This is a genomic window from Flavobacterium sp. LB2P53 (assembly GCF_003970305.1).
Lineage (GTDB): Bacteria > Bacteroidota > Bacteroidia > Flavobacteriales > Flavobacteriaceae > Flavobacterium.
Map to the genome: position 1 here is coordinate 96,650 of NZ_RYDG01000006.1, position 22,581 is coordinate 119,230.

General features: G+C 32.5%; 19 protein-coding genes, 1 tRNA gene and 1 pseudogene. 5 read left to right on the top strand and 16 right to left on the bottom strand.

Features of this window, described 5'->3' with window-relative positions:
- Positions 1 to 17: 17 nt before the first annotated feature.
- From sufD to sufB, 3 genes are read right to left on the bottom strand one after another with little or no spacing between them, the layout of a single operon-like run.
- Positions 18 to 1,382 (bottom strand): Fe-S cluster assembly protein SufD, encoded by a 1,365-nt coding sequence (gene sufD / locus EKL95_RS09235; protein WP_126554201.1) that lies wholly within the window; start codon positions 1,380 to 1,382, stop codon positions 18 to 20.
- A 10-nt stretch (positions 1,383 to 1,392) separates the two neighbouring features.
- The gene (sufC, locus tag EKL95_RS09240) at positions 1,393 to 2,157 is read right to left on the bottom strand and encodes a Fe-S cluster assembly ATPase SufC (protein WP_126554198.1); all 765 of its coding nucleotides are present in this window, start codon (positions 2,155 to 2,157) and stop codon (positions 1,393 to 1,395) included.
- 26 nt (positions 2,158 to 2,183) lie between these two features.
- Positions 2,184 to 3,635: a Fe-S cluster assembly protein SufB gene (gene sufB / locus EKL95_RS09245; protein WP_126561984.1), complete on the bottom strand. Its 1,452-nt coding sequence runs from the start codon at positions 3,633 to 3,635 to the stop codon at positions 2,184 to 2,186.
- A 440-nt stretch (positions 3,636 to 4,075) separates the two neighbouring features.
- On the opposite strand from sufB, the gene EKL95_RS09250 reads away from it, so the two are divergent.
- On the top strand, positions 4,076 to 5,050 hold the full coding sequence (locus EKL95_RS09250) for a hypothetical protein (RefSeq protein ID WP_126462408.1): 975 nt from the start codon (positions 4,076 to 4,078) through the stop codon (positions 5,048 to 5,050).
- 147 nt (positions 5,051 to 5,197) lie between these two features.
- Here EKL95_RS09250 and EKL95_RS09255 read toward each other — a convergent pair whose 3' ends face one another.
- The 12 genes and pseudogenes from EKL95_RS09255 to EKL95_RS14935 form a co-directional block, all read right to left on the bottom strand.
- A complete protein-coding gene (locus tag EKL95_RS09255; protein WP_126564013.1) occupies positions 5,198 to 7,609 on the bottom strand; it encodes an outer membrane beta-barrel protein in 2,412 nt (803 codons plus the stop codon).
- 66 nt (positions 7,610 to 7,675) lie between these two features.
- On the bottom strand, positions 7,676 to 8,944 hold the full coding sequence (locus tag EKL95_RS09260; RefSeq protein ID WP_126462413.1) for a sensor histidine kinase: 1,269 nt from the start codon (positions 8,942 to 8,944) through the stop codon (positions 7,676 to 7,678).
- The gene (locus EKL95_RS09265; RefSeq protein ID WP_126456009.1) at positions 8,937 to 9,614 is read right to left on the bottom strand and encodes a response regulator transcription factor; all 678 of its coding nucleotides are present in this window, start codon (positions 9,612 to 9,614) and stop codon (positions 8,937 to 8,939) included. Before EKL95_RS09265 ends, EKL95_RS09260 begins: the two co-directional genes overlap by 8 nt.
- A 173-nt stretch (positions 9,615 to 9,787) precedes the next feature.
- The gene (locus EKL95_RS09270; protein WP_126554188.1) at positions 9,788 to 10,915 is read right to left on the bottom strand and encodes an efflux RND transporter periplasmic adaptor subunit; all 1,128 of its coding nucleotides are present in this window, start codon (positions 10,913 to 10,915) and stop codon (positions 9,788 to 9,790) included.
- 182 nt (positions 10,916 to 11,097) lie between these two features.
- Positions 11,098 to 15,438, bottom strand: coding sequence for a CusA/CzcA family heavy metal efflux RND transporter (locus EKL95_RS09275; protein ID WP_126564014.1), 4,341 nt, complete (start codon positions 15,436 to 15,438; stop codon positions 11,098 to 11,100).
- Positions 15,439 to 15,467: 29 nt separating this feature from the next.
- Positions 15,468 to 16,091 carry a hypothetical protein gene (locus tag EKL95_RS09280; protein ID WP_126564015.1) on the bottom strand — a complete coding sequence of 208 codons (624 nt, stop codon included), beginning with the start codon at positions 16,089 to 16,091 and terminating at the stop codon, positions 15,468 to 15,470.
- A 10-nt stretch (positions 16,092 to 16,101) separates the two neighbouring features.
- Positions 16,102 to 16,785: a HupE/UreJ family protein gene (locus EKL95_RS09285; protein ID WP_126462428.1), complete on the bottom strand. Its 684-nt coding sequence runs from the start codon at positions 16,783 to 16,785 to the stop codon at positions 16,102 to 16,104.
- A 71-nt stretch (positions 16,786 to 16,856) separates the two neighbouring features.
- Positions 16,857 to 17,072 carry a hypothetical protein gene (locus EKL95_RS09290; RefSeq protein ID WP_126515421.1) on the bottom strand — a complete coding sequence of 72 codons (216 nt, stop codon included), beginning with the start codon at positions 17,070 to 17,072 and terminating at the stop codon, positions 16,857 to 16,859.
- Positions 17,073 to 17,110: 38 nt separating this feature from the next.
- Positions 17,111 to 17,539, bottom strand: a complete 429-nt coding sequence (locus EKL95_RS09295) for a hypothetical protein (protein ID WP_126564016.1) — start codon at positions 17,537 to 17,539, stop codon at positions 17,111 to 17,113.
- A 251-nt stretch (positions 17,540 to 17,790) separates the two neighbouring features.
- On the bottom strand, positions 17,791 to 18,180 hold the full coding sequence (locus EKL95_RS09300; RefSeq protein ID WP_126554177.1) for a hypothetical protein: 390 nt from the start codon (positions 18,178 to 18,180) through the stop codon (positions 17,791 to 17,793).
- A 334-nt stretch (positions 18,181 to 18,514) separates the two neighbouring features.
- Positions 18,515 to 18,613, bottom strand: a pseudogene (locus EKL95_RS15305) (heavy metal-binding domain-containing protein); the annotation flags it as partial.
- Positions 18,614 to 18,940: 327 nt separating this feature from the next.
- Positions 18,941 to 19,021 (bottom strand) — tRNA-Ser (locus EKL95_RS14935).
- A gap of 111 nt (positions 19,022 to 19,132) precedes the next feature.
- Here EKL95_RS14935 and EKL95_RS09305 point away from each other — a divergent pair.
- The 4 genes from EKL95_RS09305 (at position 19,133) to EKL95_RS09320 (ending at position 21,775) form a co-directional block, all read left to right on the top strand.
- Entirely contained in the window at positions 19,133 to 20,359 is a 1,227-nt protein-coding gene (locus EKL95_RS09305; RefSeq protein ID WP_158614854.1) for a site-specific integrase, read from the top strand.
- Between the two features lie 76 nt (positions 20,360 to 20,435).
- A complete protein-coding gene (locus tag EKL95_RS09310) occupies positions 20,436 to 21,209 on the top strand; it encodes a ParA family protein (RefSeq protein ID WP_126564018.1) in 774 nt (257 codons plus the stop codon).
- 25 nt (positions 21,210 to 21,234) lie between these two features.
- The gene (locus tag EKL95_RS09315) at positions 21,235 to 21,522 is read left to right on the top strand and encodes a HigA family addiction module antitoxin (protein ID WP_199736800.1); all 288 of its coding nucleotides are present in this window, start codon (positions 21,235 to 21,237) and stop codon (positions 21,520 to 21,522) included.
- A 49-nt stretch (positions 21,523 to 21,571) separates the two neighbouring features.
- Positions 21,572 to 21,775, top strand: coding sequence for a hypothetical protein (locus EKL95_RS09320; protein ID WP_126564020.1), 204 nt, complete (start codon positions 21,572 to 21,574; stop codon positions 21,773 to 21,775).
- 47 nt (positions 21,776 to 21,822) lie between these two features.
- On the opposite strand, the gene EKL95_RS09325 is transcribed toward EKL95_RS09320, so the two are convergent.
- Positions 21,823 to 22,581: a metallophosphoesterase gene (locus EKL95_RS09325; RefSeq protein WP_126564021.1), complete on the bottom strand. Its 759-nt coding sequence runs from the start codon at positions 22,579 to 22,581 to the stop codon at positions 21,823 to 21,825.

Consider the following 22,581-nt stretch of genomic DNA (forward strand, 5'->3'; position numbering starts at 1 on the left):
ATTTATCAATTTAATAGTTAATTGTTTGTTTCCGTAAATTGCTTAAATTTATCAACAAGAAGCTGTTCTACTTTTCCCCTTACAGGTTCAATTTTAATTAACTCCGTTATTTCTGTTAAAAAAGCTTGTTTTAAAACTGATATAGCTTCTTTTTCAGATAAGCCTCTGGAACGCATATAATATAATGCCTCTTTATTTAATTGTCCAATGGTTGCCCCGTGACTGCATTTAACATCATCCGCAAAAATTTCCAACTGGGGTTTGCTATTCATCGAGGCGGTTTTTGATAATACAAGGCTATGGTTTTTCTGAAAAGCATTTGTTTTTTGAGCATCGGGTCGTACTATTATTTTACCATTAAATACTCCTTTAGCTTTATCTGCAAGAATTCCTTTGTACAATTCGTTGCTGTTACAATTCGGACACGCATGGTCTATAAAAGTTTGGTTGTCTATATGCTGCTTATTTATACCAACATAAAGTCCATAAAAATTAGTCATTGTTCCACTATCCTTTAAAATGGAGCTTAGGTTGTTCCTTACTAATTTTCCGCCCAAATCAACTACATAAGAGCTGTAGGTACTATCACGCATCTGCTCAACTTCTGTATTATTGATAAAAAATGCATTCTCACCTTCATCTTGAATTCTATAATGATCAACAATCGCATTTCTTTTTAGAACCAACTGTGTAACCGTATTCGTGAAATACGTTTGTTGGGAATTAGTGAGATGATGATACGTTTCAATAACCGTTAATTTACTATTTTCTCCGGCTACGATTATTTTTTGCGGACTGATAACTGTTGGCTCTTCTTCTGTATGTGCTATATTTAGTATATGAACAGGGCGATCCAGCACTAATCCATCAGGCACATAAATATAAATTCCATTGTGAGCGAAGGCAGTATTTAATACAACGAAGGAATTCATTTCTTTAATTGCCCATTTCGACAGGTATTCAGAAACCGTTTCTTTTGTAAGCCTATCTTCTCTCAAACTAGAAGGAATATCCTGCACTATGATTTTTTGCGATAATTCATCTTTTGATGAAAGTAATTTATTGTATTTACCGTTCACAAAAACTAGCAGGTATGCATCCAACCCTTCAAAAAGAAAAGGCTTAATATCTTCTGTTGTAATGTCAACCAGTTTTGGCTGCTGGTATGTTGGCTGAAGTAACTCGGCAACATTGGTATATTTCCAATCCTCATTTCTTCTGGTTGGAAAATCTACGTTATTGCCAAATCGTTGAATAGCAACTTTCTGGAGACTATGCATTACATTATTTTTCTGTCCATTTAATGAATTTTCATAAAGACGGAATAGTTCAATAAACTTTCCCCTGTTATCATTTTTATCTGGTGTATTTTGAATTTTCATGCTTATCTTTTTAAGATATTGTTAATGTTGCTACTTCTTCTTTAATCCAGTCGTATCCCTTTTCTTCCAGCTGTAATGCTAAATTTTTGTCGCCCGATTTAACGATTTGTCCATTGTATAACACATGCACAAAATCAGGGATAATGTAATCGAGTAAACGTTGGTAGTGTGTAATTACTATAAAAGCATTGTCCTTTGTTTTTAGTTGATTAACACCATTGGCAACTATTTTAAGCGCATCAATATCAAGCCCTGAATCAGTTTCATCCAACACGGCAAGTCTTGGTTCTAAAACAGCCATTTGTAAAATTTCATTGCGCTTTTTTTCTCCGCCCGAAAATCCCTGATTTAGAGAACGGCTTAAAAAACCATCTTCCATCTCCACCATTTTTGCCTTCTCTTTAATATATTTTAGCATTTCGGTTGCACTCAAATCCGTCTTTTCTTGATGTTTTCTAACAGCATTAATGGTATGTTTAAGAAAGTTTGCAGTGCTTACACCCGGTATTTCTATCGGGTATTGAAATGCCTGAAATATACCTTCCTTGGCACGTTCATCTACTGATAATTCGAGGAGGTCTTTCCCCATATAGGTAATACTACCCTCAGTGATTTCATACCCTTCTCGACCTGCTAAAACGTGTGCCAGCGTACTTTTACCACCACCGTTTGGTCCCATTATAGCGTGTACTTCGCCAGCATTTATTTGAAGGTTAATACCATTCAATATTTTTTTTCCTTCAATTTCTGCGTGTAAATTTTTTATTATTAACATGAGTTCTGTTTTTTTATTTAATTATTTTATCCAACACTACCTTCTAAACTTACAGCAAGCAATTTTTGTGCTTCCACTGCAAATTCCATTGGTAATTCTTTAAACACATCCTTGCAATACCCATTAACAATAAGATTAATGGCATCCTCCATTTTTAATCCTCTTTGCATACAGTAATAAAGTTGATCTTCACCTACTTTAGAAGTTGTGGCTTCGTGTTCAATTTGAGCTGTATCATTGTCAATTTCGAGATAAGGGAAAGTATGCGCACCACATTTATCTCCCATTAATAAGGAATCACATTGTGAAAAATTCTTGGCATTTTCCGCATTTTTTCCTACTTTAACCAAACCTCTGTACGAGTTATTGCTTTGACCTGCTGAGATACCTTTGGAAATAATAGTACTGCTGGTGTTTTTACCAATATGCCACATCTTAGTTCCTGTATCCGCTTGTTGTAAATTATTTGTAACTGCAACAGAATAAAACTCACCCGTTGAATAGTCACCTTTTAAAATGCAACTTGGATATTTCCAAGTAATGGAAGAACCTGCTTCTACTTGTGTCCAACTGATTTTTGACCTTACACCTGCGCACAATCCTCTTTTAGTTACGAAGTTATAAATGCCTCCTTTTCCGTCTTTATCTCCCGGATACCAGTTTTGGATAGTGGAATATTTGATTTGAGCATCGTCAAACGCTATGAGTTCAACCACTGCAGCATGCAATTGATTTTCATCTCTTGTAGGAGCAGTGCATCCTTCCAAATAGCTAACATAACTGCCTGCTTCGGCCACAATTAATGTTCTTTCAAATTGGCCTGATCCCTCGGCATTGATACGGAAGTAAGTTGAAAGTTCCATCGGACACCTAACCCCTTTTGGAATGTAACAAAACGAACCATCTGTGAACACGGCGGAATTAAGTGCAGCATAAAAATTATCAGTAGAAGGAACAACCATTCCTAAATATTTTTTTATTAGCTCAGGATGTTCTTTTACGGCATCACCAAACGAGCAAAAGATAATTCCTAATTTGGATAATTCTTCTTTGAAGGTAGTTATCACAGATACACTGTCAATTACGATATCAACGGCAACACCTGTTAATCGTTTTTGTTCTCCTATTGAAATACCTAATTTCTCAAACGTTTTCAATAATTCAGGATCTGCTTCATCCAAGCTGTTGAGTATTTTTTTTTGTTTTGGAGCAGCATAATAAATGATGTCCTGATAATTTACTGGTGGATATTTCACATTCGGCCATTTGGGTTCTGTCAGGGTCTCCCAATGCCTAAATGCTTCTAAACGCCAGTCAAGTAGCCATTGCGGCTCCTCTTTTTTAAAAGATATTAATCGAATAGTATCTTCATTTAAACCTTTTGGAATAAGTTCAGTATCAATATTACTGGTAAATCCATATTTGTAATCACTCTTGGTGTAATCTTCAAGAGTTGCTGTGGACGCTTCTTTGCTCATGATTTTAGCTATTAAATTTAAATCTTCTCTGCAAAGATAAACGAAGTTATTTATTATGTACTAAAAAGTATAAATTAATTTATACTAAAAAGTATAATAATATTACGTGACTATAAATATGAGTTTATTTAGATATATAGGCAACATAAGAATAGCTACTTTATTTGAATATTCATCCATTTTTTGGTATAAACAATATATATAGAGGAGTGGGATTTGGATTTCAAAATGGATATATTGCAGCCTTACCTATTTTAGGAAAAGCTGGACTGAAAACTCTGGGTCGTAATAATCAACATTGTTAAAACCTGCATTTAAACGAAGGTTTTACGGTACTGTCCAAAATTTGAGATTTTTCATTCTATAATAAATTAGGCAAAGAAAATAATAATTTATGGCTACATTTGGAAAAAATTAAAACTTAATATTTCTGAATATTGATGACACATACGCTTTTTAATCCTTTTAAGGATTTGAATTTTGACGAACATTTTTGCTTCCTTTCAGGAGCTTTGACAAATGAAAACATGACCGTTTTTCCAGTATGGCTGATGGATCATTTTAAATTAGGTAATGAAAGAATTGAGATGATGGATAAAACCAAATCTTATAATTATTCAGATCTTAAATTACCGTGTTCTTCCGAAGTGAAAACAGCTTTTGAGGAGCTGGATGTAAAAGTTGAGGCTGCGTATAAAAAAGGTTTTGAAGGCATGGCGTCACTCGATCAAGAGTTGCTTTTTCAATGGACAGGCAGAATGGTCTATGGTATGCTATACTACGAAATGCTTTATGAAAGAGACAGGCTGCTAAGGCAAGGTGAAGATTTTGAGCTTTCCGTCACTCTCAGGAAACGCTTTGGTTACTTCCATTTAATGCTACAATCCTTAATAGAACCGATTTCCTTCGTTGGAAAAAAACCATGGAGCATCGCCGTATTTCCACTTAAATATTCTGCCGATATTTTTAGCTATCGCAACGATGCAGTTAATTTAATGTTCTCATTTGGAGTCAATGAATTTGGTTTTATTGCATGTTTACAAGATAACGGCGTAATTGGGGAGAAGCAAAAAGAGATTCTCGATAAAATGGAAGGTCATGTTTTACATCCCATCCAGTTTGAAGAGTTGTACGCTAGGTTTCATTATTCAGATTATATATTACAGTACAAACCTGAATACAAAATTGAAAACCAAGACAATGGGATTGCTATAGAAGTTGAAACGGCTGGTAAGCAACCTCATTTCGGATTTTGGGATGAGGATATATATGCCCAATTGCTATCCAATTATTGGCAGGTTTACGGTATTGAAAAAGAGGATATTCTTAAATTTCAAATGCCGCCACTTAGCTTTCTTGAAAATCCGTATACCAAAGATTTTATTAATCCAGAATCTATTGACTTACCATTTTAACGGCTTAACAGCAAAAATTAGTTAGCCAACGCATAACCAATATTTAATGCCATTAAAAGTAAGTTTTCAGCTGTTTCTCTAAAGTAGTTGCACAAATTCTCATTATCTAAAATACAATCGGGATTTCCGGTAATTTTCTTATTTGAGTTAAAATTTATAATTATAACCTAATCGAACTACCTGTGTTTCATTATAGTCAGTGCTGTTATAATTAAAATTCAGACCTTGAATTTGTTTCCTGATTACTAATGTATTTAAAATGTCGGTTGCATTTAGAAAGAATTCTCCTTTGCCATTTTGGACTGATTTTTTAATCCCTAAATCAATTGAAAATCGAGAAGCAATTTTTCCTTGCGGAATAATATCTGGCGCCAAATATATAGCGGTTACTTGAGCATCCACTTTTTTGGATAAGTGCAAGATATTGTTCCATTTAATATTTCCAGAAAAAATGTCTTGCTTCTCTGCCGAAAAAGTATTGGGAATTGGATATTTATTTTCAACAGCAAAAGCATTAATTTGATTGTGATACGCAATTAAGTTGAAGTTAAACGAGTACCATTTTGCAATCTCTTGTGAAAAGATCATTTCAATCCCTGTATTGAAACTTTTATTTGCATTTTGGAAAATAGCATAGATTAAATTGCTGTCTGGAACTGTCGATGCTATTCGAGTAATGGTAGCATTTGCAAAACGGTGGTACACTGCCGAATAGAAATATCCTTTTTTTAAGTTCGTTTTATAACCCAGTTCTAACAAATTGGTGAACTGCGGACGAAGTGCAGGATTCCCAACCTTTATTATTTCTGCATCATCGTATTTTGGAAATATTCTAATATCGACTTCATTTGGCCTGTCTACTCTACGATTGTAAAATAATGATATTTTATTGCTGTCATCAATTTTGTATGCCAATCGCACATTTGGAAAAGGTTGGGTATAGTTGTACCCGTCACTTTTATAGGTATTATGATCTGGATTGATATTGTATTGCAAATCGACATATTCTACTCGCAAACCCAGTTCTGCCTCAATTTTATTGTTTTCAAAAATATAATTTCCGTACACGGCCGGAATAATTTCTTTGTAAGTTGCTTGACCGCCAGCACCGCTATCTATGGGAGAATTTGCGCCGGGAAAGAACTGCATATTAGTTGGAATATCCCTTTTTCTGAATTTAAAACCGGTTTCAAATCTTCCGTATTTTAAGGGTTTGATATAATCAATATTAAAGTCGGCTACTTTCTCCTCTGATAACAATTTGAAAGCATCTTTTCCGGTGTAGGTTGGCAGAATATTGTCAAAAAAATATTTTTCATCCTCTCTGTGAAAAGTATAATTTAAACCAATATTTAATAACCGTCCTGCTTCTTTAAACTTGTGCTGGTATGCCGCAGTAGCCATAGCGGTGGTTTTTAATTCATCTTCCAAAAATTGCCAAAGTCGCAATCGTTCCGAATAATTTTCATTGAAAAAGGGCTGATCTCCATTGTCAATGATTTTTTCGGTTCCAAACAGACCAGAAACGGTTAATGAATTTCGGTCATTAATATTCCAGTCAATTCCAGTTTTTAAAGTAGTAAAGTGCGTATTCCGATTTCTTTTGGTTTGTTGATTAATAATAGTTCCATCAGTGTAGGTTCGCGTTACAAACTCATTTTTATTGAGCGTTTCTGTATAAAGATAATCACCCTGAAAAAAAGCATTGATTTTGTTTTTACGATAATTAAGTGATAACGTCGGATTAATTTTTGGTGTTAATGAGTATTGCGGACGAATAGTTGGTAAATTTTCTTTTCTTTCCCACAGCGCACCTAGTCCAGAGGTAAAACCCACTTTTCCGTTGAATCCCTCTTTTTTATTTTTCTTGTAAATAATATTGATAATTCCAGCGTTTCCGTTGGCATCGTATTTTGCAGAAGGATTGTTAATGATTTCAATTTTTTCTATCGCAGATGCGGGTATATTATCTAAGCCCGATTGGTTTCCAAACCCTGTTAATGCGGTTTGTTTTCCGTCAATTAAAACGGTGACTTTATCATTGCCTCTAATTTGTACTTTCCCGTCTTGCACAGAAACACCAGGCAAATTTTGCATTGTTTGTAAAACAGAACCACCACTCTGACTGATATTATCTGCCACAGAGAAGGTTTTTTTGTCCATTTTCTGATTAATAAGTTCTTCCTTTGAAACGACCACAACTTCATTTAAAATAGTAGCATTATCTTCCAATTCAATGCTTCCCTCATCTAGAAATTCAGAAAGTGAACCTACATAAATAGGTTGGTTTTTTGTTTTGTATCCATCAAGTGTAAACTCTAGAAAGTAATTTCCAGGAACTACATTCGAAAATGAAAACCTACCCTCTTCATTGGTAACAGTTCCCGTAATCAAAACGTTATCCTTTGTGTTTTTCAAGAGTACATTTACATAAAGCAAAGTCTCTTTTGAGGTTTTATCTTTTGTAATTCCGGATAGTGTGACCGCTTTGTTTTGTCCTAATAAATCTGAAATTGATAGTATTAGAAATGATACTAATAATATTGTTTTTATTGGCATATCCTTAATTTTTATTCTTTATTTAAACGACAAAATTGCAATTGGAGTTTGAAGAAATATTGAATTTTAGAATTGAATTTCGAAAATGTGTAACTTATCTTTGTAACTATAAATAACTTCCCAATTGTTGTTCTCTACAATTTTATTAATTATTGACAAACCCAAACCGTTCCCTTTCGAGGATGGATTTACTTTAGAAAAACGTTCAAATAATTTATCTGTTTCGAGCGATTTTAATATACCCGTATTGGAAAAAACTAAAGCATTCTTATGCAAAACAACATTTATGCTTCCATTAGCAACATTATGATTAATTGCATTCAGAAACAAATTACTGATCAAAACTTCAGATAAAAACATGTTCGTTTGAACGAATGTATCCGCTTCTAAATCTGTGTTGATGCTTATATTTTTTGCTAATGCCTGTTCGTTAAAAAAATCTAATTGATTTGTGATAACCTCATTCAAAAGAACCTCTTCAGGAATGTTATATTGTTTGCTTTCTATTTTTGATAAAAGCAACAGGTTTTTATTTAATCGGTTGAGCCTTGTTGTTGTATCATTTAATTTATCCAGTATTTCAAATTGTTCTTCCGATACATCGTCTCTTTGCAATAATGTTTCCAATTTTCCTTTAAAAATAGCAATTGGTGTTTGCAATTCGTGTGCCGCGTTCTCAATAAATTCTTTTTGGCTTTTATAAATGCGTGTGTTTTTTTCAATCAATTTATTTATTGCCTGATTGAGTCGATTGAATTCCTCAATAGTATTTACAACTAATTTTGGATGGGAACTTTTATCGATTTCAAATTTCTCAATTTGCTCGAGAGTGTCATAAAATGGTTTCCAAAGCCTAAGAGATAGCCTTTTAGTAATGATAAATAATCCAAATAAAAGAATTAAAATAATGATGGTAAACACCATTAAAATACTGACAATAAAATCCTTATTGTCAACTAGGTTTATTCTGGCAGAAAAAAGGTAGTGTTTATTATTAATTGTAACTGGAGCATTTAGCACCCGATAGGGTTCGTTTTCTTTATCCAAATTATTATAATAACTATTGCTGAATAGTGTGTCTCTAGAAATTATTTTCTGAACTTTCTCTATTTTTATATCCCTATTCCATTTATTCCAAACTGCAACATCCTTGTCTTGTAATTGCGGCGCATACAATAACTCGAATTCCTCTTTTTGAAGTAGCAAGGCTTCATCTGTTTCATGTAGATACAGTAATTGAGTTATATAAAAGAATAATGGCGCTGCTGAAAGCATCACTATTAAAGAAAATAAAACATAATATTTTAGAGTAGTATGTAATAATTTTTTATTCATTGTTCCATTTGTAACCAATTCCGTAAACTGATTTTATGTAATCATTGCTTCCGGCATCGTTTAGCTTTTTTTTCAAATTCTTGATGTGGGCATAAACAAAATCATGATTGTCCAGCATGTCCGCCATATCACCTGAAAGGTGTTCAGCTATGGCACTTTTAGACAAAACCTTGTTTTTATTTCCAATTAAAAACAATAATAAATCAATTTCTTTCTTGGTGCATTCTATTTTCTTCTCTCCAATTTTTACCGATTTTGCTAAAGTATCAATTTCTATTTCATTGAATTCAATTTTATTGTTTCCGTCGTATTTTTTTCTTCTAACCAAGGCCTGAATTCTGACCAACAACTCTGAAAGATGAAAGGGTTTCGTCAAATAATCATCTGCGCCAAGATTGAATCCCTCGATTTTGGTCTCTAACGTTTCTTTAGCCGAAATTATAATAATCCCCTCTGATTTGTTTAGTATTTTCAATTTCTTCAAAATGCTAAATCCATCACCACCCGGAAGCATTAGATCTACTAAAATACAATCATAATCATACATAATAATTTTGTCTAAAGCCGTTTGATACGTGCTTGCGGTTTCGCAATGAATATCATTTGTTTTTAGATAACTTTTTATGCTGTTCGCAATATCGATTTCGTCTTCGATGATTAGAATTTTCATATTGCAAATTAACAATTCAATTTTGAATGAAATTTGAATTTAGGTATTAAATTGTTTTTTCTAAATTTAACTGAGTTATTCACTTATAAAATTCTGACAACTAATGCAGCTACATCAGACAGCGTGGTTGATTTTAAAAATTATTTTCTGTCATTACTGTAAATTTATGTTTTTTATTCTTCTACATTTTTCATTTTCATTAAAAGTGCATAAGCTCCTTTGATAACAATTCTTTCGTCTTTTAAATCGTCTGAAAGAATTTCAGTGAATTCATTTTCTGTAGCTCCTATTGTGACTTCTTTCATTTCAAATTGTTTGTTTTGTTTGGCAACAAAAATATAATTCTTGTTTTCATAATTTACAATAGCATCAGATGGCAGTACATTTGATTGCTGACTTTTTAATTCTATTTCGGCATTCATATACATGCCCGGTAAAAGTGTTTTATCATAATTTATAAAATGGCAGTGTATTTCAGTGCTGTGGTTTTCTGAAAAATCTTTACCTATCAAAATAATTTGGCAAGGATATTTTTTCTCGGGATTGGTATTAGTATAAGCCAATACCGATTGACCAATAGCCAATTTATTGATGTCTTTTTCAAATACGGTTAAGGCCAAATGAATATCCGATGGATTTACAATCTCGAATAAAACATCGCTCGGGTTTACATACTTGCCAATATTTACATTGACCTTAGCTACATAACCACTTATTGGCGAGTATACATTGATGCTTTTTGAAATGTTTTTTGTTGAAACATTATTCGGATTTATCCCTGCAAATTTTAATTTCTCGCCATACGATTGTACCATTACAAATAGTGAGTTGTATTCTGATTGTGCTTGTTGATACACTTTATCGCTGCTGGCTTTGCTTTGGTTGAGTTCTTTTTGCCTTTCAAATTCGGCTTTTGCATACCCAATTTTTGCTTTCGCCAAAAGGTAATCTTCCTGCAGTTGAATGTATTGTTGGTCTTCTACAACGCACAAAACCTGCCCTTTGGTAACATGCATTCCTTCTAACAATTTGGTGTGTTTTAAATAACCGCCCATTGGAACACTAATGGAAACTAAGCTTTGAGGCGGCACATCTATTTTACCATTTAATTTTAAGGTAGATGAAATTTGTTTTTGTGTGATTTTTCCAGTTTCAATACCTGCATTTTTTATTTGTGCATCGGTAAGAGTTGTCGTGTTTTCGATAGTTGGATTAGCTTCGGTTTCGCTTTCCGTTTTCTTGTTTCCACAAGAAGAAAGGAATACTATTGCCAATATTGTAATAATTGTATTTTTAATCATGATAGTATTTTTATTTTGGTATTTGTGAATTTTCGATTCTTTTTCATAATTTAAAATTAAGGTTTTTATTCTTAACTTTTTATGCGGGTAAAGTTAGCAAGTCCAGTCATATGTAATTCGCATATCATCATTGGCGCTTGCCACTCCAATTACGATCATGCTCCTTTCATAATTAAACTATTTTAATTAGTTAAAGCATTGATTTCAATAACAGCGGTGTTTAATTTTTTAACTGCTTCGATGTATCTGCTTTGAATTTCGGTACCTTGATTAATAAGCATTACCCATTCCATATAATTAATGTCACCATTGATAAATTTATCATTAGCAGCTTTAGTTACTAAATCAACATTTTTTAAAGCTTGACTCTCGTAATAGGCGATAGTTTCTTTGTGTTTTTTATATTCCTGGACTAATTCCTGATTCTTGCTTTCCAGTTTTAGTTTTTCATTATTTAAATTATTTTCGGCTATTTGCGTATTTATCTCTAAAGCCTTTTTCCTGTTATTTATTGCTGTATTAAATAATGGAAGCGCCACTCCTAATTGTCCGTAAACACCATTATTACTGTCTTGAAATACAGTATTTGTTTTGAAAGTCTGGTAATAAACACCACCAATTAATTCCGGTAATTTTTTAGATTTTTCAAGTGAAACTTCTGCTTTACTGCTATTCACTTCTTGCTCAAATAATTTCACACTGGGTTGATTGCTAATAGCATTTGTATCTGAATTTTTGATGAAATCCATTTTAAATTTATTTGAAACTGGGACAAAGTCTTTATCCGTATTAAGTAAATACTTGAATTGTGATTGAATTATTTTGTAATCACTTTGTAATTCCAAAAGTTGAATTTTTATTTGTCCAGATTGGTTTTCAGCGGTTGCTTTTTCTAATATATTGCTTTCGCCTTTATCAAACCGAAGCGTTGAGATCCTTAAAAAATCAGAATATATACTATCGCTTTTTAGCAACAGCTTTTCCTTTTCTTTTAAATACAACATTTCGTAAAACACGATTGTTACCTGTCTGGTCAATTGCTTTCTTTGCAAAGCTTCGTTCCATTGTCCTTTTTTGGCTTCTTCTATTAAAAGTTGTTTCTGTCTTTTATAAACGGTTGGGAATTTTATGCTTTGCGAAACACCAATTTTCACATCATTTACAGTGCTGTTAAACTGACCATATTCGCTTATAATTCCCGTGTTGGAAATATCATAACCTGTGTTTTCCATTATTTGCAAGTACTCTGAATTCAGTTTTTCATTTTTAATTTTGATATTGTTTAAAAGAGCTGTTTCAATCGCGCGCTCTATTGAAATTTTTTCCTGAGCATTGGTACTTTGAAAAGAAAAGAACAATCCCAATACCAGGATAGTCGTAATTGATTTTATCTTTTTGGGTTGTAATTTAATTCCTTTTTCAAACATGATATATAAAATTGGTAAAACAAATAGAGTTAAAAATGTTGCAACCAACAGACCTCCGATGACAACAGTTGCCAATGGTTTTTGTACTTCTGCACCAGAACCATTGCTCAATGCCATGGGTAAAAAACCTAATGATGCTACAAATGCAGTCATTAAAACGGGGCGTAATCGTATTCTAGTTCCTTGCAAAACAATCGCTTTTAAATCGGTTTCCCCCGATTTTCGAATGCTGTTGAATTCTGCAATTAACACCAATCCATTCAGAACCGCTACACCAAATAAGGCTATAAAACCAACTCCGGCACTGATACTAAACGGCATTCCTCGCAATGCTAAAAAGAAAATACCTCCAATTGCCGATAGTGGAATTGCCGAATAAATCAACAGTCCTTGTCTTACGGAATTGAACGCAAAATAGAGCAAAATAAATATTAATAGTAATGAAACTGGAACCGCAATCATCAAACGATTTTTGGCTTCGTTTAAGTTTTCAAAAGCACCGCCATACGTAGGATAGTAACCCGCAGGAAATTTTATTTGAGCTTCGACTTTACCTTGCAGTTCTTTTACAATACTTTGTACATCACGGCCTCGTACATTAAAACCAACTACAATTCTACGTTTGGCATCTTCCCTTTGTATTTGATTCGGTCCTTCGATAATTTCAACTTTAGCTAATTGAGATAAAGGAATTTGCAAACCAGTGGAGGTTGGAATTAATAAATTTTGAACATCTGCCAAATCCTGACGTTTTTCGCCTTCTAAGCGAACTACTAAATCAAATCGTTTTTCACCTTCATAAACAACCCCTGTGCTTTGTCCTGCAAATGCGGTATTTACAATTCGATTAATATCCTGAATGTTTAATCCGTATTGTGCAATGGAAGCTCTGTTGTAGTCAATTACTACTTGTGGCATTCCGGTAACAGTTTCTACATAAAGATCGGAAGTTCCTTCAACTGTATTTACAATTTTACCTAATTTATTGGCGTATAACGCCAACGTATCTAAGTTTTCTCCAAATATTTTACAGACCACATCTTGCCTAGCACCAGTCATCAATTCATTAAAACGCATTTGAACCGGATATTGAAAACCAAAGGAAACTCCAGGAACAGCTTCCAATTCCTTGGCCATTTTTGCTGATAATTCGTCAAAAGTTGTGGCAGAAGTCCATTCACTTTTGTTTTTTAAAATGATCATCATATCGCTTGCATCAATTGGCATTGGATCGGTAGGCACTTCGCTACTTCCTGTTTTGCCTACAATTTTCTCCACTTCGGGAAATTTTTCTATTAATATTTTTGCACCTTGTGAAATAGCTGTCATTGAAGTTTGCAAATTACTTCCCGGCAAAACCCTAGTTTCTACTGCAAAATCTCCTTCTTCTAACGAGGGCATAAATTCACCACCCATAAACGAAAGTGTAATCAGCGCTAAAACAAACAATCCTAATGTTACAGCAATAATTGTTCTTGGAATTCCCAATGCTTTGTTCAAAATGGGTTGATAGAAATTTTCTAATTTTTCCATCATTCTATCTGAAAAAGTTTTTTTGTGGGATATATTTTTATTTAAAAATAGAGCGGTCATCATCGGAACATAAGTCAACGACAATATAAAAGCGCCAAACAGAGCAAATGCAATGGTTTGTGCCATTGGTAAAAACATTTTCCCTTCAATACCGCGCAACGTAAAAATTGGAATGTACACGATCAATATAATCAATTCCCCAAAAACGGAAACATTACGCATTTTTATTGACGTTTTTAGTACGGTGCTGTCCATTTCTTGTTGTGAAATTTGAGCAGTTTTCCTGCTGTGCAAACTAAACAAACACGCTTCAACAATAATAACAGCACCATCTACAATCAATCCAAAATCTAATGCCCCTAAACTCATTAAATTACCGCTCACCCCAAATATGTTCATCAATATGACCGCTATCAACATAGCCAAAGGAATAACTGACGCCACAATTAATCCTGCTCGTATGTTTCCTAAAAAGAAAATAAGAACAAAGAGAACTATTAATGCACCTTCTAATAAATTTTTTTCGACCGTCGAAATAGAATTATTTACCATTTTGGTGCGGTCTAGAAAAGGTTCCAGAATAACACCTTCGGGTAATGTTTTTTCAATTTGTGCAATACGATCCTTAATGTTTTTAATAACCACATTACTGTTGGCTCCTTTTAACATCATTACTACTGCACCCGAAACTTCACCAGATTGAACCTCTTTTTTGTGAAATGTCATTGCTCCGTAACGGATAGCACTACCAATGCGAACTTCAGCTACATCACGAATAAACAAAGGACTACCGCTATTAGTGTTTTTAATAGCAATATCTTTTATGTTTTCGATAGTATTAATTAATCCCTCACTGCGGATGTATAAAACTTTAGGCCCTTTTTCAATGTAAGCACCACCCGTATTTTGATTGTTTTTTTCTAAAGCAGTGAAAACATCTGTAATAGTGATATTATAGGATTGCAATTTATTTGGGTCAACGGCTATTTCAAATTGTTTCAATTTTCCACCAAAACTGCTCACTTCCGCCACACCTTCAACGCTCAATAACTGCCGGCGAACAATCCAATCTTGAATGGTTCTTAACTCCGTGATATCGTATTTTTTTTCATAACCGGGTTTGGTTCGTACCGCATATTGATAAATTTCGCCTAGTCCTGTTGTCACCGGTGCAAGAACTGGATCTCCAATACCGGTGGGAATTTGGTCTTTAACAGCACTTAATCGTTCTGTTACTTGCTGTCTTGCCCAGTACACATCGGTTGCATCATTAAAAACAATGGTAACCACTGATAAACCAAAACGAGAAAAACTACGAATTTCTTTCAGTCCAGGAATATTACTATTGGCTTGTTCTATTGGAAAAGTAATCAGTCTTTCAATATCGGTCGCACCCAGTGATGGTGCTGAAGTAATTACCTGAACTTGATTATCTGTAATATCAGGAACGGCATCAATTGGTAATTTGGTAAATTGATAACTCCCATATCCGATGAGAGCTAAAATAAACAGTCCAATAATGAGTTTGTTTTTGATTGAAAACTCAATAATTTTATTTAGCATAATTTTTTATATTAAGGAATGTTCACTACTTATATTGAATACTGACCTTTTAATTTTATTGTAACTGTAATGGCTGTCTTTTCATTATTTCTGAAAAACCAACCGTGTTTTCCTTCATACGGAGCATAAAAAGTTCCAACCATATTATTGGAATAGGCAAGCGTGTAACTTTCAAAATAAACGTCATTCGTTTCTTTAGCTTGTTTTACTTCCCCGTGAAAATCAAAATAAACAATTCCTTTATTAGTCGTCCATTCGTATTTCATTTTGCCATATTTCAGCATATAAATTTTATATTCAATTCCTTTTCCTGCCGGTACGATTACTTCAACCGTGTCTTCTCTTTCTGCATATTGTTTTTCAGGTGCAGGATTATTTGCTTCGATTGGTCTTTCTACTTCAGGTCCAGAACCTGCTTTTTCCATTTTAATTAATGGGAATGTTTTTCCTGTTATTGTAGCTAATCCATCATCAGCATCCGCTGGTACATAAAGCTTACTGAACCCGAACAGTTTGCCTGTTCCTATTGGATCCATTCCATATTCGGCAGGTAAAACTGCGCTTACTAAAATTAGTACAGAAAGTAGTAACGCGAAGATAACTGCTTTGATAATTTGTTTTTTATTTACTATTTGATGATTTATTTCTGACATTTTTTAATTTTTAAGATGTAAAATAACCCGTTAACTGATATCCTATTAATACAAATCCAGCAGCCATAAGCAGCGTATTTGTTATTGTTGAAAATTTCATAAAGCTGGAATGTCTGCGCCATAAAGTAATCAAGATTAGCACAAAAGTCAATGCTATGAACTGACCTATTTCGACACCAATATTGAATCCAAGCAGATTGGTAAACAATCCTTCTTTTTCAAATTTGAAATCTTGCAATTTGCTGGCAAGCCCGAAACCATGAAATAATCCGAAAATCAAAACAGCTGCTTTTGTATTGGGTTGCCTTCCGAAAAATTTCTTGAAACCACCTAAATTATCAAAACCTTTATACACTATTGACAGTGCGATAATGGCATCAATTAAATACGAATTAATTGATATAGTACTCATAACTCCAAACAATAATGTTGCGCTATGACCAATTGTAAAGAAACTTACATAAAGTAGCACTTCTTTCGGACGATAAAGGAAAAAGATAACACCAACTAAAAAAAGCAGATGATCGTAACCCGTAAGCATGTGTTTTGCACCAATATAGAGAAATGGGCCAAAAGCAACGCCATCATTTCCTGACAAAAAAGTTTGTGTATTTTCATCGACACCATGAGCAAAAACGCCTGTGATGCCGACAAAAAAAAGTATAACAAGAAATATTATTTTTTTTGAATTCATAATTTTATTTTTCTTTTAAAAACTACTTCTCTCCTGAAATTTTCGCAAGAGAAGCAGCCTGTTAAATTATACTAATGCGTGTGACCATGAGCCGCGTCAACTTTATCTTGCTCCACTTGATTAATACTGTCCGTACCTACTTGATCCGTAGAATCTGTGACCACTTGAACTTGTTCTACTGTTTCAGTAGATTGACTTTCAGTGTTTTCAGTTTCGTTATTTGCTTTGTTGTTGCAAGAAGTTAACATTCCGATTGCGATAGTCGCTACGATTAAAAAATTTTTCATAATTGTAATTTTAATTGGGTTTATAAAGAATAATAAAATTAATGTTGGTGTCCATGATTAATATCTTGTTCAGAAACTTGGCTATTTTTAAATTTGGAAGAGATTGTTTTTCCATTGACAAGTAATGTGATGGTACAATAAGCATATATGCTTGCTTTAGGAACTTGTACAAATAAAGCATTGTTGGTGTCCAAAGAAACTGGATTCGTTGCTTTTGTTTTATTAAAAAATTCAAAAACAGCCAAGCCAGTAATTTTTTTATTTGAAACCGTTTTTCCTTTCGCATTCAGTACGTAAAAACTAATATTGTTTTCTCTTTCGACCCTTTCAATTTTGTAGTCGCCTGAATCTTGTATTATTCCACCGTGCGGCATTTTGGATTGATTTTCGTTTACTTGTGCATTAGAAATTGTTGTGCCTGCAATAGTTATCAGTATCGCAACTGCAATGGATTTAATTGTTTTCATTATAGATGTTTTTCGAATTAAATAATATTGATTGTCTTACAGATCGACACTAAAAACGCTAGGAGATTTTTGTGAAGTCTAAAAAGATTTTAGTTATGGAGAACCTAAAACTCTTAAACGTCTAGTTAGTGATGAATGCTAATGTAATTCATACAACGTATCGTTCGCTATACGTAAATAGCAAAGTATATTTTAAAATAGCAATCAGAAATATTTAAAATATAACTAATTACGGTTTAAAATAAAATTAATTAACTCAACTTAGGGGGAAGCCAGATAGAGGTAAAAACGCTGGAAATGTAAAAATCCTGACTGAAAGCTACAGTGCGGTTTAGATAAATAATAGTAGGCTTGCGAAAAGAAAACGCTGTTTGGTTTATAAAAGCAAGAACCGTATTTACATTTGTATTAATTGTCTTGAAAGGTAAATTTTGATGACTATCTTTTTCTTTACTTGAATGTTGATGACTATCATTGTAATGAATAGCTATAAAATCAAGTAATGAAATATTCTGACCAATGTTATCTTCTTGGTGATCTGAAAAGTGTTGTAGTAAGTTCGGCAATTTAAATAACTGTCCAATCTCTGTGTTAGCACACAAAAAAGCAAAAAGGAATGATATGACAACTATTTTTTTCAAGATTGTAAAAGTACTAAATTTTATTGATTGCCAAAAATTTAAAATTGTAAGTAAATCTTGATCTACAGAAATTCCTAGCTAATGTGTCTGATGACACATTAGCTAGGAATTTCTTTTTGATTGCAGTATTTATTATAATATTTTGTGTCCAAAAATCAACGAATATATTTGATGCAGTATTAAAAACTCAAGCGAAATGATGGAACACCAGGAGCAACATCACATCATTTTTGGATTCTTAAGCTCCATAAAGTATTATGTTTTTTGGTGAACCTGTAACTACTTTTGTGGGTACTACTTTATTTTGAACCGTTAGTTGCTAATAGAATTTTTACTCTTTTTTCTCCACTAAATTCATTCCGCATTTGGGACATTTTCCGGGTTTATCCAACGTAACTTCTGGATGCATTGGGCAGCTGTACGTTTTTTGAGTTTCCATTTTTTTTCACTACTAACCGACTAAATAAATTCAAGACAAAGGGCCACTTTTAACAGTAAGCCCTTTTTTTCATATCTTTTGGTTACCAAATCAAAAAAAACATTACAGCGGAATTAGCGTAATAAGAAACAACAGCCGAGAAGATACACCGCCCGACGCAATAATAATTGATTTTACAGATTAATCAAAAAAGCCCCGATAAACTAAAATGTTATCGGGGCTTTTTGTCTAGTAAAAAGTTATCAACATGTACAAAAGGCAACTAAACTGGCAACTAGAAATAAAAAACCCTTATAAATCAAACGTTTATAAGGGTTTTAGTGAAGGCAGAAGGATTCGAACCTTCGACCGCCTGCTTAGAAGGCAGGTTTTATTTAGTTTCCTTTGTTTTCCTATATTTTCTTTTTATTGATAATCAATAACTTATAAGTATTCACAGTTGCCTATTTCTTTCTTTTATTGTAGTTTTGCATATAAATGTTCGACAAATGTTCGACAAATATACAAACCTATATGATATCAACTAAATTTACAATCAGAAAAAAACCGAACAAAGACGGAAAGCATACAATTGTTATGACTTTGGTAAAAGACAGGAAAAACACTTTGGTTTCAACAAAATATTCTTGTGATTTTGAAGATTGGAGTTTTGAAGCTGACAGATTAAAAACTTCAAGCAAAAAGCATAAAATCATCAATGGTTTTATTGGAAAAACAAATAAAAAAGTTGAAGATTTCATTGACGAAAGAATAAAACTTGACGAAGATTATTCCCTAAGCGAAATTATAAATGAAATAAAAAGAGAAGAAACAAAGTCTATCACTTATGATTATTTTGGATTTCATCAAGAAATTAGGGATGAATTTTACGCCTCTGAAAAAATTGGTACTGCAGACATATACAAAGAAACGCTACAGTCTTTACAAAAATTTTGGAAAAGTGATACTTTGAAATTTACTCAACTAAATTTTGAGTTTTTACAAAAATACGAATCCTTTTTAAGAAGTAACGGAGGAACAGATAGCGGTATAAGCATTAGAATGAGGACAATAAGAGCTGTTTTAAATAAAGCAATTATGCGAAAACGTATTCCTGAACGGATTTATCCATTTAAAGACTATAAAATAGCAAAACTAAAAAACGAGGCTAAACGAGATTATTTATCTGAAATTGAAATTGGATTATTACTAAAAATAGACGTTTCAAACAACTTAAAACTTCAATTTGCAAAGGACATGTACTTGTTTAGTTTTTATTGTAGAGGTATGAATTTTATAGACATTTCTTGCTTAGTCAACTCAAATGTTTCTGATAATATAATGTCTTATACTAGAATAAAAACAGGTGTTCACTTGGAATTTGAATTAACTCCCATTTCAATAAAAATACTCGGTTTTTATAAAAGTAGATCCTTTGCAGATTATTTACATCCAATTTTAAGAGAAAAAAGCTTAACAAAAATTCAAATAAAAAATAGAGAAGAAAAAATATTAAAAGAAGTCAATAAATCTTTAAAAGAAATTGCCAATCTTATAGGAGTGAATAAGAATATTACTTTTTACACTGCAAGACATTCTTTTGCAACCTATTTAAAATTTAATGGTGTGCCAATTGATGCAATTAGCGAAATGCTTGGCCATACTGATATAAAAACAACACAAGCATATCTAAACAAATTACCAAACAAAAAATTAGATAAAATAGCTAATGATGTTTTTAAAAATTCTAAATATTTATAAAAGCTGAAAAACAATTTGCATAGACTTATTAAATCTACCTGCACAGATATTAAAAAAAAATATTTAAAAAACTAAAATGAAAGCTAAAGGAAAAGTAATTGGAATAATAAATCCAAAAGGAGGAATCGGAAAGTCAACATTGACATTGCACATAGCGATGGGTTTACATCACATTCGTGTTTTTAACCCCAATAAAAGTAATAATAGAGTCGTATTGTTAGATACAGACACACCTCAATATTCATTAGTTAATTTAAGGAAAATTGAGAGCGATTCTTTGAAAAATAATTCAATACTGGCATATAAAGAAAAATATGATTCAATATATACGGATGGATTTGAGCCTCTTTCAATCAATCCTAAATTTATATCAGAAATAGTAGAATCTCTTGAACTTATTAAAAATGAATATGATTTTACAATTGTTGACGTTGGCGCAAAATTATGCGACAAAGACTTTAACGAAGACTTTTTAAAATATTTTGATTATATTTTGATTCCAATGAATGAGGATTTTGAAAAACAGAGAATCACGGTTGAATTTGTTGAGAAAATAATCATACCTTCCTCAAAAAAATTAGGTTTTGAATATGATGTTGTTTTAAACAATATTCATCATACTAAAGAAACATATAGCAAAAACTTAAAAAAGATTTTAGAAAATAATGGGGTTCGTTTTTTGAACACATTAATCAGCAAAAAGGATAAGTACGTAAGCTACAAATTTGATGAACCAACAGGAATGTATAGTTCATTAATCTACACCTATGATGAACCTATTTATGAGTTAATAGATGAAATTATTAACAAATTTAATGTTGACGAAATTAATTCTCTAGATACACATTAAAAAAACAGACATCATGGAAAGAAAAATGAAAAAAATACACCCCGGACAAATTCTTCACATGGAGCTTGTCGAGGGAAGAAATTTAACTATTAGTAAAATTGCCGAACTACTTGGAACTACTCGATCCAATTTTTCAAACATCATAAACGGTCACACTTCTATTTCGCCAAATATGGCGTTAAGATTAGAAAAAGTATTTGGAAGTACTGCGAGTCATTTACTCAATTTGCAAAGATCGTATGACCTAGCAAAAGCAAAAGAAAATTTTTTAATCAACACACCAAATTTAAAAAGCTATGAAATGGCGAAGTAGGAGCTATCAAATTAGTATTAAATATACTGAATTACAGTAAAAAAAAATTATGAAAACAGATTTAGCTAGCTTTTTAAACCAAAGCAAAGAAATATTTACCGATTTAGGACTTGAGAAAGTAACAGGACTTAATTCAAAACAAATTCAGGACTTTGCAACTGGTAATAGTATACCAACAGTAAAGCAACTCAAGAAAATTGAGGATGCTATACATTGTTTTGGTCAAGAAATTTTAGATGATAAATGGATCTAAAATTAATTTTGTAGAATCCAAAGAGTAAATGTTTGAATCAAATCAAATTAGATAGAAAATACGGCATTATTTCTGTAATTTTCATTCTCATTGTATTTGATATATCCCAATTGATTAGTTACCAATTTGGTTTTACCAATTGTAAAATCAGTTATATTACAATGATGATGGCCATAGATCCAATAGTCTATTTCATTATTTTCTATGACAGATGACATTTCTGTCCCAAAAGCTTCATTTATATTGCTATTAGCATACTTCTCTGGATAATTGATAAAAGTTGGCGGATGATGGCTTATTACAACCGCGGGTTTATCTGTTTTGGTTTGGAAAGTTTCTTCTAAAAAGGATCGGCATTCAAGATGGAACTGATTATAATCATCAACAGTTAATCTTTTTTCATTATTTCGTATTACTCTAAAATCTGAAAGGCTTTGTTCTATTATAAATTGTTTTTCTACCGAAATGTGTGACCATAAGGTTGAAAATACTAGTCGTACTTCATTAATGGTTTTTACTGTATTGTTTAGTAAAGTTACATTGTCTCTTATTTTTTCTTCAAAAGAACCACTTCTTTTGGAAATATCTGCATTGTAGTATTCATGATTACCGGGAATCCAAAACGTTTGCTCAAAATTTTTGGATACATAATCAAAGAATTTTTGATGTTGGTGTATTTCCTTAAAAAGCACAATATCTCCAGCCAAAATTAGAATATTTCCAATAGGTATAATAGGATTTTCTAAAACCCATTTGCGGTTGTCTAAAAATTCTAAGTGAAGATCGGAGCAATATTGTATTTTCAT

Bases quoted from the DNA above. Each gene is read 5' to 3' on its own strand.
- EKL95_RS09255 (WP_126564013.1), bottom strand. From the start codon at position 7,609: ATGCCAATAAAAACAATATTATTAGTATCATTTCTAATACTATCAATT.
- EKL95_RS09270 (WP_126554188.1), bottom strand. From the start codon at position 10,915: ATGATTAAAAATACAATTATTACAATATTGGCAATAGTATTCCTTTCT.
- EKL95_RS09280 (WP_126564015.1), bottom strand. From the start codon at position 16,091: ATGTCAGAAATAAATCATCAAATAGTAAATAAAAAACAAATTATCAAA.
- sufD (WP_126554201.1), bottom strand. From the start codon at position 1,382: ATGAAAATTCAAAATACACCAGATAAAAATGATAACAGGGGAAAGTTT.
- EKL95_RS09290 (WP_126515421.1), bottom strand. From the start codon at position 17,072: ATGAAAAATTTTTTAATCGTAGCGACTATCGCAATCGGAATGTTAACT.
- EKL95_RS09295 (WP_126564016.1), bottom strand. From the start codon at position 17,539: ATGAAAACAATTAAATCCATTGCAGTTGCGATACTGATAACTATTGCA.
- EKL95_RS09305 (WP_158614854.1), top strand. From the start codon at position 19,133: ATGATATCAACTAAATTTACAATCAGAAAAAAACCGAACAAAGACGGA.
- EKL95_RS09320 (WP_126564020.1), top strand. From the start codon at position 21,572: ATGAAAACAGATTTAGCTAGCTTTTTAAACCAAAGCAAAGAAATATTT.
- EKL95_RS09315 (WP_199736800.1), top strand. From the start codon at position 21,235: ATGAAAAAAATACACCCCGGACAAATTCTTCACATGGAGCTTGTCGAG.
- EKL95_RS09275 (WP_126564014.1), bottom strand. From the start codon at position 15,438: ATGCTAAATAAAATTATTGAGTTTTCAATCAAAAACAAACTCATTATT.
- EKL95_RS09310 (WP_126564018.1), top strand. From the start codon at position 20,436: ATGAAAGCTAAAGGAAAAGTAATTGGAATAATAAATCCAAAAGGAGGA.
- sufC (WP_126554198.1), bottom strand. From the start codon at position 2,157: ATGTTAATAATAAAAAATTTACACGCAGAAATTGAAGGAAAAAAAATA.
- EKL95_RS09285 (WP_126462428.1), bottom strand. From the start codon at position 16,785: ATGAATTCAAAAAAAATAATATTTCTTGTTATACTTTTTTTTGTCGGC.
- EKL95_RS09260 (WP_126462413.1), bottom strand. From the start codon at position 8,944: ATGAATAAAAAATTATTACATACTACTCTAAAATATTATGTTTTATTT.
- EKL95_RS09250 (WP_126462408.1), top strand. From the start codon at position 4,076: ATGACACATACGCTTTTTAATCCTTTTAAGGATTTGAATTTTGACGAA.
- sufB (WP_126561984.1), bottom strand. From the start codon at position 3,635: ATGAGCAAAGAAGCGTCCACAGCAACTCTTGAAGATTACACCAAGAGT.
- EKL95_RS09265 (WP_126456009.1), bottom strand. From the start codon at position 9,614: ATGAAAATTCTAATCATCGAAGACGAAATCGATATTGCGAACAGCATA.
- EKL95_RS09325 (WP_126564021.1), bottom strand. From the start codon at position 22,581: ATGAAAATACAATATTGCTCCGATCTTCACTTAGAATTTTTAGACAAC.